The 13011-nt window shown below is 46.3% G+C and carries 18 protein-coding genes and 2 pseudogenes; 16 read left to right on the top strand and 4 right to left on the bottom strand.

Going from position 1 to position 13011, the window contains the following annotated elements; all coding sequences use genetic code 11:
* Positions 1 to 18: 18 nt before the first annotated feature.
* Together HDEF_RS06515 and HDEF_RS06510 are read right to left on the bottom strand one after the other, a co-directional pair.
* Positions 19 to 540 carry an IS630 family transposase gene (locus tag HDEF_RS06515; RefSeq protein WP_302476659.1) on the bottom strand — a complete coding sequence of 174 codons (522 nt, stop codon included), beginning with the start codon at positions 538 to 540 and terminating at the stop codon, positions 19 to 21.
* Positions 464 to 841 carry an IS630 transposase-related protein gene (locus HDEF_RS06510; protein ID WP_012737971.1) on the bottom strand — a complete coding sequence of 126 codons (378 nt, stop codon included), beginning with the start codon at positions 839 to 841 and terminating at the stop codon, positions 464 to 466. The genes HDEF_RS06515 and HDEF_RS06510 overlap by 77 nt, the downstream gene beginning before the upstream one ends.
* Positions 842 to 899: 58 nt before the next feature.
* Between HDEF_RS06510 and HDEF_RS13905 the strand changes: the two genes are divergently transcribed.
* The 12 genes and pseudogenes from HDEF_RS13905 (at position 900) to pilN (ending at position 8164) form a co-directional block, all read left to right on the top strand.
* Complete coding sequence (locus tag HDEF_RS13905) at positions 900 to 1061, top strand: hypothetical protein (protein ID WP_015873845.1); 162 nt, start codon at positions 900 to 902, stop codon at positions 1059 to 1061.
* Positions 1051 to 2289 (top strand): phage portal protein, encoded by a 1239-nt coding sequence (locus HDEF_RS06505; RefSeq protein WP_015873844.1) that lies wholly within the window; start codon positions 1051 to 1053, stop codon positions 2287 to 2289. The genes HDEF_RS13905 and HDEF_RS06505 overlap by 11 nt, the downstream gene beginning before the upstream one ends.
* Positions 2282 to 2881, top strand: coding sequence for an HK97 family phage prohead protease (locus tag HDEF_RS06500; protein WP_015873843.1), 600 nt, complete (start codon positions 2282 to 2284; stop codon positions 2879 to 2881). Before HDEF_RS06505 ends, HDEF_RS06500 begins: the two co-directional genes overlap by 8 nt.
* A gap of 10 nt (positions 2882 to 2891) precedes the next feature.
* Positions 2892 to 3749: pseudogene (locus HDEF_RS06495) on the top strand (phage major capsid protein); the annotation flags it as partial.
* A gap of 56 nt (positions 3750 to 3805) precedes the next feature.
* Positions 3806 to 4183, top strand: a complete 378-nt coding sequence (locus HDEF_RS06490; RefSeq protein ID WP_012737971.1) for an IS630 transposase-related protein — start codon at positions 3806 to 3808, stop codon at positions 4181 to 4183.
* Positions 4095 to 4628, top strand: a complete 534-nt coding sequence (locus HDEF_RS06485; RefSeq protein ID WP_086934965.1) for an IS630 family transposase — start codon at positions 4095 to 4097, stop codon at positions 4626 to 4628. The genes HDEF_RS06490 and HDEF_RS06485 overlap by 89 nt, the downstream gene beginning before the upstream one ends.
* 203 nt (positions 4629 to 4831) lie before the next feature.
* A complete protein-coding gene (locus tag HDEF_RS06480; protein ID WP_015873841.1) occupies positions 4832 to 5056 on the top strand; it encodes a hypothetical protein in 225 nt (74 codons plus the stop codon).
* A 152-nt stretch (positions 5057 to 5208) separates the two neighbouring features.
* On the top strand, positions 5209 to 5673 hold the full coding sequence (locus HDEF_RS06475) for a transcription termination/antitermination NusG family protein (protein WP_015873840.1): 465 nt from the start codon (positions 5209 to 5211) through the stop codon (positions 5671 to 5673).
* A 290-nt stretch (positions 5674 to 5963) separates the two neighbouring features.
* Complete coding sequence (locus tag HDEF_RS13260; protein ID WP_234809366.1) at positions 5964 to 6263, top strand: hypothetical protein; 300 nt, start codon at positions 5964 to 5966, stop codon at positions 6261 to 6263.
* 37 nt (positions 6264 to 6300) lie between these two features.
* Positions 6301 to 6606: a toxin co-regulated pilus biosynthesis Q family protein gene (locus HDEF_RS13255; protein WP_015873838.1), complete on the top strand. Its 306-nt coding sequence runs from the start codon at positions 6301 to 6303 to the stop codon at positions 6604 to 6606.
* The gene (locus tag HDEF_RS13250) at positions 6603 to 6803 is read left to right on the top strand and encodes a hypothetical protein (RefSeq protein WP_234809365.1); all 201 of its coding nucleotides are present in this window, start codon (positions 6603 to 6605) and stop codon (positions 6801 to 6803) included. The genes HDEF_RS13255 and HDEF_RS13250 overlap by 4 nt, the downstream gene beginning before the upstream one ends.
* Positions 6800 to 8164 carry a PilN family type IVB pilus formation outer membrane protein gene (gene pilN / locus HDEF_RS06465; RefSeq protein WP_238526165.1) on the top strand — a complete coding sequence of 455 codons (1365 nt, stop codon included), beginning with the start codon at positions 6800 to 6802 and terminating at the stop codon, positions 8162 to 8164. The genes HDEF_RS13250 and pilN overlap by 4 nt, the downstream gene beginning before the upstream one ends.
* An 11-nt stretch (positions 8165 to 8175) precedes the next feature.
* On the opposite strand, the gene HDEF_RS06460 is transcribed toward pilN, so the two are convergent.
* Together HDEF_RS06460 and HDEF_RS06455 are read right to left on the bottom strand one after the other, a co-directional pair.
* The gene (locus HDEF_RS06460) at positions 8176 to 8514 is read right to left on the bottom strand and encodes a helix-turn-helix domain-containing protein (RefSeq protein WP_015873837.1); all 339 of its coding nucleotides are present in this window, start codon (positions 8512 to 8514) and stop codon (positions 8176 to 8178) included.
* Positions 8495 to 8821, bottom strand: a pseudogene (locus HDEF_RS06455) (type II toxin-antitoxin system RelE/ParE family toxin). The gene HDEF_RS06460 and the pseudogene HDEF_RS06455 overlap by 20 nt, the downstream one beginning before the upstream one ends.
* 117 nt (positions 8822 to 8938) lie before the next feature.
* Between HDEF_RS06455 and pilO2 the strand changes: the two are divergent.
* The 4 genes from pilO2 to HDEF_RS06435 are packed head-to-tail and all read left to right on the top strand — an operon-like array spanning position 8939 to position 12929.
* The gene (pilO2, locus tag HDEF_RS06450) at positions 8939 to 10249 is read left to right on the top strand and encodes a type 4b pilus protein PilO2 (RefSeq protein WP_015873836.1); all 1311 of its coding nucleotides are present in this window, start codon (positions 8939 to 8941) and stop codon (positions 10247 to 10249) included.
* Positions 10236 to 10646, top strand: coding sequence for a type IV pilus biogenesis protein PilP (gene pilP / locus HDEF_RS06445; RefSeq protein WP_015873835.1), 411 nt, complete (start codon positions 10236 to 10238; stop codon positions 10644 to 10646). The genes pilO2 and pilP overlap by 14 nt, the downstream gene beginning before the upstream one ends.
* Positions 10643 to 12190 (top strand): GspE/PulE family protein, encoded by a 1548-nt coding sequence (locus tag HDEF_RS06440; protein ID WP_015873834.1) that lies wholly within the window; start codon positions 10643 to 10645, stop codon positions 12188 to 12190. Before pilP ends, HDEF_RS06440 begins: the two co-directional genes overlap by 4 nt.
* Positions 12177 to 12929 carry a type II secretion system F family protein gene (locus tag HDEF_RS06435; protein WP_234809363.1) on the top strand — a complete coding sequence of 251 codons (753 nt, stop codon included), beginning with the start codon at positions 12177 to 12179 and terminating at the stop codon, positions 12927 to 12929. Before HDEF_RS06440 ends, HDEF_RS06435 begins: the two co-directional genes overlap by 14 nt.
* Positions 12930 to 13011: the final 82 nt, after the last annotated feature.

Here is a 13011-nt window from a genome sequence, read left to right as displayed (position 1 = left end):
TAAACGACATAAGAATAGTTACATAATATGTTCTGAAAACAAGGTATTGATGTCGCATTGAAGTTCTCTTCTTTTTCTTTTAGCTTGAGCCCATGTGTGCTCAATAGGGTTGAACTCGGGCGAATAAGGAGGCAAATATTCAATAGAATGACCGGCGTTGAGAATGGCGTGTTGAATATCTTTTCGCTTGTGGAAAGAAGCGTTATCCATCATCATCACGCACGGATGAGGAAGAGCGGGTAGGAGCAGCTGAGTGACCCAGGCATAAAAAACATCGCTGTTAATGGAGCAGTTAAAGAGGCCCACCGCGATGAGAGTGACCCCTAATAAGGCACCAATGACGTTAGTGCGGCCCTTAGCCTGCCAATCGTGAGTCCCAAAACAGCGTTGACCTCGTGTAGCGTATCCGTAGAGGCGGGGCATATCGTGAGCAAAGCCGCTCTCATCGAGATAAACCAGAGATTTACCCTGCTTTTGATACCCCGCGATTTTTTCCTGGAACCCCTGTCGTGCCTCTTCGTTTGCCTTGGGATGACGCAGAGTTTTTTTTATAGGTCAGACCCCATCTTTTCAATGCTTGCCAGATGGCTTTGGGGCACACCCCGAAACGGGCCGCCCGTTCCCGTTGATAGCTATCTGGATACTCTGCCACATCTTTGATAAACGCCTCTTTATCCATCTTGCCTCGACGCGGACCCGAGGGTTTCGGTTCTATTCGCTTGAGCCAACGCCTGAGAGTATCTGTACCTACGTGAAAACGCTTCGCCGTTGCTCTGATGCTCAGTCCTTCTTTCTCTCGAATACTCAGGACTTTTTGACGAAAATCCACTGAATAACTCATAGTGACCTCATGCTAATTAGTTCTTTATATTGTAACTAAAATTAAATCGCTTAGCTATATGAAACATTTAATCATTGATATTTTCGGTCTGGCCGGTTTTGGCTTGCTCTCCGCTGGGGTGTACCTGCAATTTGGTCTGCCCTGTTCACTGATGTTTTCCGGTACTCTCATGCTGGCATGGGCGCTATTAGCCGCCATGAGGAGGAGACATGCTACTTGATGCCATTTTCCGCCATGAACCACTGGAAAACCCCAAAACGGGCATAATTGCCGAGATGGCAGAGACAGACGGACTATTCCGATCAAGGACTTACGTTAATCCTGAAACCGCACTGAAACTGGCCGCCGTCTATTCCTGTATCACCGTGCTAGCGTCAAATATTGCCCAGATGCCGCTGCATGTGATGAGAAAAACGGATAAAGGCGTCGATATTGCCCGCGATCATCCTGCTTTCTATCTGGTTCATGATGAGCCAAATACGTGGCAAACGAGTTACAAGTGGCGTGAATTAACTCAACGGCATATTTTGGGCTGGGGCAATGGTTTTACGCGCGTGATACGCTCTCGTCGTGGCGAGGTGCTATCACTGGAAGCCTGTATGCCGTGGGAAACCACACTGATGAATACGGGAGGACGCCATACCTACGGCGTTTACAACGAACAAGGCCATTTTGCGATATCGATGGACGATATGATCCACATTCAAGCACTGGGCAATAACCAGAAAATGGGGTTAAGTCCGATTTTGCAACATGCTGATACGATTGGCATCGGCATGAGTGGCCAACACTATACGGCCAGTTTCTTTGCCGTTAATGGACGACCTAGCGGCATCGTTTCAGTCAAAGGAGAAATTAAAGACGACGGCTGGCTACGATTAAAGGCGCTATGGACCAATGCCATGTTGGCATTACGGCGTGAGGAGAATAAAACGTTACTTCTTCCGGCAGACCTGGATTACAAGGCGCTGACCGTTTCGCCAGTCGATGCACAAATCATTGACATGATGAAACTCAATCGTTCCATGATTGCCGGTATTTTTAATTTGCCGTCGCATATGATTAACGATTTGGAGAAAGCCACCTACAGCAATATCACTGCACAAGCCATTCACTTTGTGCGTTACAGCATCATGCCTTGGGTAGCTAATTGGGAGCAGGAGCTTAACCGGCGTCTATTTACCCGCGCTGAACGACGTGCGGGCTTTTACGTCCGCTTTAATCTTGCTGGCTTGATGCGCGGAACGCCACAAGAGCGCGCCCAATTTTATCACTATGCGATTATCGACGGCTGGATGAGCCGTAACGAAGCCCGCGCGTTTGAAGATATGAATCCGGTAGATGGGCTAGATGAGATGCTGGTCAGCGTCAATGCCGCCAACCCAATCCCTTTAACGACCGATGAAGAGACAAAAGAAAAAATCAAAGAGGAAATTGCCGATGCTTGACAGGGAAACGCGCTGTTACCGCGGAGAAATCAGGGCGGAACAGCAGGATGCCCAGCCATCACGAATTATTGGCTATGGCTCTGTTTTTAATAGTCGCTCAGAGCCATTATGGGGATTTAGAGAGATTATCAAGCCCAACGCATTTGATGGCGTGCTTAATGATGATGTCAGAGCGTTATTTAATCATGATGCTAATTTTATTTTGGGTCGTACGGTAGCCGGAACACTGGCGTTATCGGTGGATGAACGCGGTTTGCAGTACGACATCTGTACACCCAATACCCAGACAATCCGCGATTTGGTGCTGGAGCCAATGCGACGAGGCGATATTGACCAATCATCCTTTGGATTTCGCGTTGCTCACGATGGTGAGCATTGGTATGAAGACGACGAAGGCATTGTAATACGTGAAATCCATCGTTTTTCTCGGCTTTTCGATGTCAGTCCCGTCACCTATCCCGCGTATCAGGATACGGAGTCTGCTGTCCGATCACTAAAAGCCTGGCAGGAAGCAAAAGAAACCGGTGTGCTGCAACACGCCATCAACCAACGAATGGCGCGCGAGCGGCTATTGACTTTATTAAATGTTTAAAGGATACAAGATGAAACTCCACGAGCTGCAACAAAAACGCCAGACTATTGCGACGGATATGCGGGCGCTCAATGAAAAAATTGGCGATAACGCCTGGACGGATGAACAACGTACAGAGTGGAATAAGGCCAAAACGTCATTACAAAGCCTCGATGAACAGATTGCCCGTGAAGAGGAATTGCGCCAACTGGATCAGGCTATTGTCGATGAACGGGCCGACGAACAGCGCAAAAGTTTGGACAAAAGCAACCCAGAACATGAAGGTGAACGGCGCACAGCGGCATTCGAAAAATTCTTGCGTTGCGGGCTGGGTGAGATGAGTTCAGAAGAACGTCAAGCATTGCGAGAGCTTCGCGCACAGGGTACAACACCCGACGACAAGGGCGGCTATACCGTTCCTAAAGTGATGTTAAACAAAATCGTCGATTCAATGAAAGCGTATGGTGGGATCGCCAGTGTCGCACAAATTCTCATGACCTCTGACGGCCAGCCGATTACGTGGAGTACATCAGATGGCACGGCCGAAGAGGGGGAACTACTAGCAGAAAATACAGCGGTCAGTGAAGGGGATGTTACCTTTGGCACGGCAAGCCTGGGCGCAAAAAAGTTATCATCAAAAATGATTAAAGTTTCCAATGAATTATTGCAAGACAGTGGCGTTGATATTGAAGGCTACTTGGCTGCGCGTATTGCCCAACGGCTGGGACGCGGCGAAGCAAAATATCTGGTGCAAGGCAGTGGTGCGGGTACTCCCCTGGAACCCAAAGGACTCGAAGCTTCGGTGACTGGGACAACGAATACGGCAGCAGTAGACAAGTTCACGTGGCAAGAAATATTGGCATTAAAACACAGCATTGATCCGGCTTATAGCTAAGCGATTTAATTTTAGTTACAATATAAAGAACTAATTAGCATGAGGTCACTATGAGTTATTCAGTGGATTTTCGTCAAAAAGTCCTGAGTATTCGAGAGAAAGAAGGACTGAGCATCAGAGCAACGGCGAAGCGTTTTCACGTAGGTACAGATACTCTCAGGCGTTGGCTCAAGCGAATAGAACCGAAACCCTCGGGTCCGCGTCGAGGCAAGATGGATAAAGAGGCGTTTATCAAAGATGTGGCAGAGTATCCAGATAGCTATCAACGGGAACGGGCGGCCCGTTTCGGGGTGTGCCCCAAAGCCATCTGGCAAGCATTGAAAAGATGGGGTCTGACCTATAAAAAAAACTCTGCGTCATCCCAAGGCAAACGAAGAGGCACGACAGGGGTTCCAGGAAAAAATCGCGGGGTATCAAAAGCAGGGTAAATCTCTGGTTTATCTCGATGAGAGCGGCTTTGCTCACGATATGCCCCGCCTCTACGGATACGCTACACGAGGTCAACGCTGTTTTGGGACTCACGATTGGCAGGCTAAGGGCCGCACTAACGTCATTGGTGCCTTATTAGGGGTCACTCTCATCGCGGTGGGCCTCTTTAACTGCTCCATTAACAGCGATGTTTTTTATGCCTGGGTCACTCAGCTGCTCCTACCCGCTCTTCCTCATCCGTGCGTGATGATGATGGATAACGCTTCTTTCCACAAGCGAAAAGATATTCAACACGCCATTCTCAACGCCGGTCATTCTATTGAATATTTGCCTCCTTATTCGCCCGAGTTCAACCCTATTGAGCACACATGGGCTCAAGCTAAAAGAAAAAGAAGAGAACTTCAATGCGACATCAATACCTTGTTTTCAGAACATATTATGTAACTATTCTTATGTCGTTTAGCTATAAACAACCTAACTGTTAGTTATATTCATATCAAGGGCTGATTTTTCAGCCCTTATTCTATTTTAAAAAAATTTAGATTTTTAAGCTAAAAATCATCATTTACACGATATTAATTTAAAAAAATATCAGTCATCATCATGTCTGACAAAAAATGATTTCATTTCCCTAAGGAAATTAATGCATGTTTAACCAAATTTCCCGTCGTGGAAAATCAGTCTATATCGGCGCAGAATTACGTGACCGTTTGGATAAAATGGTGCTTGATGTCGGGCATTATGCTGGAAGACCGGTCACGGTTTCTGAATTTGTTCGTTATCTGATTGAAAAATCAGGGAATGATGCACAAAAAAGACTGAAAAAAATTTTAGGTACAGAGAAAGAGAGAAAGCAGTTTTCAACAGAGTAGACGACGCAAAAATTAAATAATAAATAAAATTCAATTTTTTTTATTTTTCTAAAATAACTGTTTTTAATTTCATCACATTTAACCAGAAATCACTGGGTTTAAATTGGGCGGAGCCTGCGCCTTATAAAAAAGGGGTGATAAGATAAATAGATATGGAAAAAAAATGGTATCTCACCTGTCACAAATCAGGTTGCAGTAATCTTTATAAAGCGCAGCAAGCCTTGATACAAATTGAGGTTCATTCATTAAGTCCTTCTATTCAAACCTGGCGTCAACGTCTTGATAGAAAAAATAAGAGAGCTGTGATTGAACCCCTCTTTAAAGGGTATTTATTTACTTGTTTCGATCCTGAGAAGATCCCTACCAGAAAGATAGAGCATTGCGCTGGCATCAGTCATCTGGTGAGATTTGCCAATACCATTGTCCCGATTCGAGAAGCTGTGATGCAGGAAATCATGCGCTTCCCCCTTTGCATGAATGACGAAACCAGGACAAATCATAAAATCACGACTTCCCTTAAAGAAAGTCAAAAAGAACAAATTAAAAACATTGTTCAAAAAAAAGAGGCGCACGCGAGAACCGCCCTATTCCTGGCTTTTTTAGAGGCCATTCAATAAGGGGTTTTTAAGCCCATCAAACAAGACCCCATTTCTTTTTCACCAGCAAAATCCTTTTCACTTTATTAAAAATATTTTTTAGGCGTTAAGCGTCAGCCGGCTTTTTGCCTGAATTTCCCCAAAGCGGACCTGACCAGAAAAAAAGGACGATTTCCAGGGGCTTCCATAGTTAACGTAAGAAGAGGCGAAAAAAAGATGAAAAAACAAGACAGAGCGCAAGAACAAAAAAGACGGCGACGTTTGATTAGAAAAGCGCTTTCCAAGAAAACCCCCTCTTTTTTTCAAACCTTATGGGCTTTTCTCAAGAAAAAAGGCTGTCTCAACAAAGGAGACTCAAGGCCTCTCTCTCCATGAAACTCATCCTGATTCTGTTTTTTTTACTCTGTTTGGCGGGTTGTAGCGGCTCTCGCTCTCACCATGAGAACACAGCGCCTGTGACATTGATTGAGTCGCAAATACACCTCCACAGCAAAAAGATAGCCTTGGCACAACAGAGACTCCAGCAAGCCAGCGGAATCAGGGATTTCGCTCCTGGAAATCAGGTCAAACCGGACAGGAATCCCCACGGCAGCGCAAGGCGGCTTCTTTAATAAGACAGTAAAACTGACAGTTCAAAAAAGGGACTCCATGCCTAAAACGCCCATTCAAACAGAGAAAAACTGGCGAGCGCAAAAGGGCTCGACGCTCAAAGAGACTTTATATTTATGGGTTGAGCAGGAAAAGTGCCTCCCTGACAAAAAGAGAACATGGAGCCTCATTTGGGACACAGACACCAATTACAGAATAGATGCGCCTTTATCCTTTTCTGGCACTTTCCGTGACGCCTTGAATGGAATATTTCGTTTATATGCCAAGGCCACGGTGCCTCTATTTGCAGGGATCAATACGACACAATGTCTGCTCAAAGTCGATGACCAGGAGAGACACTCATGAACAGGCCATTTTGGGGGGGTTGCCTGAGCATTGCGCTCTTTCTTTCTGGCTGTGCAGTGCATCGTCGCATTGATAACGTGATGAAGGCCGCTCAAACAGATTCGGATAAGGTCAGTGCTCTACTGAAAGACGCCTCAACGGCGCGTCCCGTGGTGAAATTTTATCAAGAGCAATGGATTAATCCGGTTCCCGGGTGAAAATTTCCCCAGATGCCGCGGCATTGCTCAGCAGAGGGACTTCCAGTAGAGGTGGACAGGATCACATTCAGAATAGGGATAGGGGGCCTTCGCCCGTTCCTCCGCTGGATAACAACGGCATGATGCCTTTGCCGTCGGTGGACATTCAGACGAGTCGCTTGAATTCAGAAACAGCCTCGATGAACAGTACGATCACTGATGTCGCTTACTCTGGCAAGGTGGCGGGTTTGCTGGATATGGTGACCGCCCGTTTAGGCATTTCATGGCGGGTCAAAAATGAAGAAATCACGCTTTTTTATCTGGAAACCCGTCGTTTTAACATCGATCCGACCAATGCGAAATATTCGCTCAAGAATCATCAAAAGAGTGGTTTATCCACTCAAAGTAGCACAGGCGGCGGCGGATCGAGTAGCGGCTCAAGTACCTCCCAACAAACCGAAATGGCCAATGACCTCTACGGCGATATCCAAAAAACCGCGGAAAGCATGTTAACCCCGGGCGTGGGGCGGCTCAGTCTCAATCAAACCTCAGGGGTGGTGGTGGTGACAGATGTTCCCGAAGTGGTCAACCGCATTGGGGAGTACCTGCGAGATGAAAATATCAAGCTGTCGAAACAGGTCTTGCTTAAAGTGGTGGTGTACACCGTGCACACGGAGACGGCTGACCAGTTAAGCATTGACTGGAATGTGATTTTTAAATCCCTGTCAGGAAAATACGGGATTCATGTGGCGAATGACTTTAATGCGGGATCGAATTTGGCCAATGGGGGGTTTGAAATTTTGCAAACGGCCACGGGGAGAGCGTCGCAATGGGCGGGGTCACAATTTTTATTGCAGGCCTTATCTGAGCAGGTCAAGGTATCGGATGTGAAAACGCTGTCTATCATGACCACGAACTTAGCCACTGCTGGGATGCAAATTGGAAAGCAAACCACTTATTTGCGCAAAACGTCGGTCACTACGGGCAACACAACGACGGGCGCTGAACCCGTTCAATCACTGGAGCCGGGTGAAATTACGACCGGTACCAACATCAATATCATGCCAAAAATATTGGCGGATAATGAAAAAATGATGCTGACGATGATGATGGACATCTCATCGCTCAATCGGCTGAGAAGAATAGAGAACAGGAACAAAACTGAAAGCATCGAAGCCCCCGATACCGCCTCCCGCTCTATTCCACAACGGGTATGGCTCAAGCCAGGCGAGACGGTTCTCATGAGTGGTTTTGAACAAAATATTCAAGATGGGAGTCAACGAGGGGTCGGTTCCTCCCGCCATTTTTTATTCGGGGGAGGGATGTCAGGGAAAAGCAAAAAAGAATCTTTTGTGATCACCATTACCCCTTTATTGCGTTAGTAAAAAATTCTTTAAGAAGCAACGCAAAAGAGTAAATGCCCGAGAGATTCAGAAGTAGGTTTTACCTTAATTTCGATATCGTAACAGAGACGATTTAAACAATCCATCAGCTTGCGTTCAGATAGATTGGAAAAATCTCCTTTTAACATACCGGAGACTTTAGCTTGTGTAATGCACATACGGTGAGCAGCCTGACTCTGCGTCAGACCCAGCTTACGTAGAGCCTTCGTGATTTCAATCACTAAACCCGATTTTATTTTTAGTTTATCGGGATTGGGTAAACCAAGATCGGAAAAGATATTGTTGGAACAAATTTCGACTTCGATGCCGTCAATGATTTCTTTTGTCATGATTTTTTAACCTCTTCGCAAAAGCCTCAGCTACTTTTAGCCTGGCGTGAATGATCTTCATCTCCTCTTTTGGAGTAGCAATGCCACTTTTACTCTTTTTTTGAAAACAATGTAAAACGAACATCGCTTCTTCAAATTTGACTGTCTAAAACGCTCTATAAGTACCAGCCATATCGTTTTTAACGATTTCCAGAACACGGGTTCCCCCGAAACCTTTCATTACTTTTGCTGAGTCATGCTGCTCCCCTCGTTGAGAGAAATCCAAGGCATGCCCGAAGAATTTGCGCACATCTTTAGGAAGAGCCATCAAATCTTTTTTGCTGCTTCCAATCCAGAAAAGGCGTTTTTCTTTTGTGATCATAAGTTAAATATACCTGAAATGGTATAAATCACCCTATTTTTTTAGCATAATAAAGAGTCATTTATGTCCCACGAAAAAAAACCAATCCATATTGTGACTTACAACAAAAAGTCCTTCGTCGTCGGCCTTGAATGGCGGGCGATTAAAGGGGACTTACATTTTATGAAAGAAGTGAAAGCCATTGGGAAAAGAGAACACCTGGATGTGGTCGCCATCCGGCAAAACGGATCTATTCAAGCAGGCTTCGCGCCCAAATTTTCTGTCCCACTCAAAGGAAAATATTCACTGGCGGTGTCATTGGTGTCCTTGATTTCAGGTAAATGGCTGGCCGTGATCCCAGTAGAGTCAATGGAGGATCATTATATTGTGATTGCTTCTACAGGTGGGTTGGTCATGCCCTGGACCGATAAAATCGTGCATGCAGAGGCCTTGGAGCAAGAGGTGGTGGATATGACGGCCCGTTTATCCCAAGGCGAGGGGGAAGTGAAGGTGTTTGGAGACAAACGGTTTTTATGGGTGACCGATGAGATGGCTTTGTCGGACGTACTGGCCGTTAAAAATCTGAAAAAAGAATTCAGGCTTAAACCCTTGACCTGGGGACTGACCCAAAAGGAAAAGATTTTTTGGGCGTCTTTTTTTATTTTTATCCTGAGTGTGCTCTATTTTTTGAATGAATATTGGGATCATCAAGAAAATAAAGCCCGTTTAATGGCAGTAGAAAAACAAAAATTAGCCGACGACATCAATAGAGCCGCTCGCTATCAATCGGCCCTTCTCAGCTTAAAGCCCCCTTGGGTAGATAAACCGTCTGTTCAACATTTTATTGAAGGATGCGACAAAAAAATACAGGACATCCCTTTGTCATTAGGCGGGTGGATCCCCGCTCAGATCACGTGTTTTCATGATAAGGCGGAACTGCTTTTTGCTCGGCTTGAGGGCTCTGCTGTGGGCGCGATGGATTTTAAATGGAGTGTGGAAAAACGTTATTCGGTGACCCCCCGCTTTAACGGAAAACAAACCGGGGCCGCCGTTTTCTTTCTTCCCATCCATGCCATACCCGAAGGCGATGACCCGTTACTGCCACTGTCACATCAGTTAGACAAGCTCATGACATTATTGCAACGCAATAATCTCAGGTTCACGTTAACGGAGGTGCCTTTTGCGGAAAAGACAACAGACGAACAGGGCATCGACTTTCCCTTGCCGAACTGGCGGGAAATGAATTTCAGCTATGAGAGCGCGATTCCTCCGAGAATGATCTTTAAAGAGAGTGAACTGCCAGGGATGAGAATAAAAAAAATCGCCTTGCTGATCAATCAGGATAACGCCGCCATCCAATATCAGGTACAAGGGGTGATGTATGGAAAGCCATAAAGTATTTCTCTTTTTGTTGACCCTTTTTCCCTCATTACTGAGCGCCACCCCTGACATCAACACCGTTGGTGAACTGGATGCCTTGCAAAGTCAAATCACCTGGTACAAGGCCTTGTCCGCACGCAATAAAGCGAAAGACGAGGTGGGATTGACGGGCTCGTTAGACAGGAGCCCCACGATGTCCATCAAACCGGATCCCATTCCGCGTATCACGAAAATGATTGGCCATGGAAAAAGCCTGTCTGTGCGTTTGCGTTTTCCTGATGGCACTGAAATGACCCGAAAAAAAGGGGACGCGATCCCAGGCGGTTTTACCCTCACCCAGGTTTCTCTCGATGAAGTCGTGATCACAGATTCTGAGGGCAAGAAAACCCTGCTAACAGAGGTTACCCCATGAAAGTCCTCCCTTTGTCAGGGCCCCATGCCGTACCCGATGACCGTTTACCGGAAAAATTAAAGGAAGCGATGTGTTTAGTGAAACTCAATGATGGTTCACTGACATTAAAAGTCGCTTCCCCTTTTATCAATTCCCTTGAAGTGATGGATTATGAGCGCCGATTGAAGGCTAGTCATGTTCCATTTAGCCTGGAGGCCTGTGCTTTATCTGACATTGTTGAATTCAATAAATCGGCAGAGTTGGACGTAAAGAATGAAGAGGACAAATCGACAAAAACCATACAAAAAAGAATCATTAAAATCCTCAGTGACGCGGTCACTCAAAGAGCCTCGGATGTGCATATCCGTTTGGAAAAAATTGTCTGCTCAGTCTATTTTCGTATCGACGGAAAGTTGGCTTATTACGAGGAATATTCCGCGAGTGAAGGCAGCCGTTGCATCAATACGCTGTACAACACCTTGTGTACGAACCAAAGTCATGCTTCTGTTTCTTACACAGATCCATCAGATGCAAAAATTCTGGAAAAATATGTGCAAGTCTTAGGTCTCACGGGAGGACGTTTTGCCAGCCGCCCTACTTCGGAGGGTCTATTGGTGGTGATCCGATTGATAGTTCGGCGTCATGGCGCCTTGTCACTCAATCAGCTGGGATTGACAGAGCAACAGGAAGCGGTTCTTGAACGCGCTATCTCCAGGCCCACGGGCATTATCTTTTTCACGGGGCCGATGGGATCGGGGAAAAGTACCCTGGTGCAGGTGATCAGTGAGCTCATTACCGCCAGAGACACAGGGATCCATTTAGCCACCGTCGAAAATCCGGTCGAGTCTCCGATTAAAGGAGCAGTGCAAACCGCGTTAGGCCCCAACGAGGAATGGTGGCAAGCCGTCAAAAGCCTGATGCGGCTCGATATTAATTGGATAGTGATGGGTGAAGTCCGCGATCACCTTTCAGCCACCGCCGCAATGGAAGTCGCTCAGACAGGCCATTACGTATTAACCACGCTGCATACCACGCATCCGATTGACACCATTGCACGCCTGAAAAGCTTAAAGGTCGAAAATGACTTCATCACGGATGCCTCATTGATCACTTGTTTGGTGGGACAACGCCTCGCCCCCAAACTCTGCCCTCATTGTAAAAAAAGATACCTCGAACACAAAAATGACATCTTACCGGTGTTTCAAGGGTTAATTGAGACATTTTGCCAAACTTCCAGGGTCTGCTTAAAAAATACGGGCGACTGCAAACACTGTGAAGGAAAAGGGGTGAAAGGACGGGTGGGGATTTTTGAAGTCATCGAAGTCGATGCCGAATGGATGCGCCGATATCACGAGCGGGGAAAAACCCATGCCTATGACTACTGGTATCAAAAAGGCGGACAGACCTTGTGCGAAAATACCCTTCGACTGATTAATGAAGGAAGGATCGATCCCGTCATGGCACATAAGGAGGTCTGTAACCTGGACCGGGATTTCATGGTGTTCACCGAAGACATCAGAGAAAAATCACAGCATCACAGGAGAGCATCAAATGAATCCATTTAACCGGATCCTGTGTCAGTGGACTTTTAACGCCGATGATCGCTCAGATATTTACGATAATTTCAGGCACTATTTGCTGGACGGCCAAAGCATTAAAAAAACTTTTGACAGGCTCATCATCAATTACACGCGCCGGGGAAAGAAGCCGAATAACGAAATCGCGCAGATCTTAAAAGAATGCGCGGCGCATTTTGAGGAAGGGACCCCTTTAGCAGAGGCATTAAAGGCGTGGTTTCCAGAGCAGGAAATCAGTGTCATAGAGGCGTGCCATATTGCCGGTCGTCCTGCGGATGGCTTCCATAAAGCCATCCACATCGCGCATTCCACTGAACAATTAAAAAAGGCGATTCGGGGCGCGCTGTTGACCAGTGCTTATCTCTTTTCGTTGTCTTTGACGATTTTAACCCTCGCCTGCGTGATGCTCGTTCCGTTGCTCCTGGAATCCGTGCCCCTGGTTCAATGGAGCCTGGCTCAAAAAGGCGTGTATTATTTTTATCTTTTTGTCATTACCTGGGGGGGTTGGCTCTTCATCGGATTTGTGCTGACCTGCATTCTCATTGTGTATTCTTTTCCGCGCTGGGTCGGGAAAAGGCGGTTTTATGCGGACAAATTTCCCCCGTATTCCTTTTATAAAGGAATACAGGGCTCGACTTTTGTCACCAGTGTCAGCGCCTTAATGTCCTCCAACATCCCGGTTAAAAATGCCCTGATAAAAATGCGAGACCTCTCCCAATCCCCCTGATTAATAGAAAAAATCAACGCGGCATTAGCGCGTCTCGCCGATGGGGAAGAAAATTTAGGCGCGGCGTTAGATACAGCGGGAT

The sequence above is a fragment of the Candidatus Hamiltonella defensa 5AT (Acyrthosiphon pisum) genome, from assembly GCF_000021705.1.
Lineage (GTDB): Bacteria > Pseudomonadota > Gammaproteobacteria > Enterobacterales > Enterobacteriaceae > Hamiltonella > Hamiltonella defendens.
This window is presented reverse-complemented; position numbering and strand designations above follow the sequence as displayed.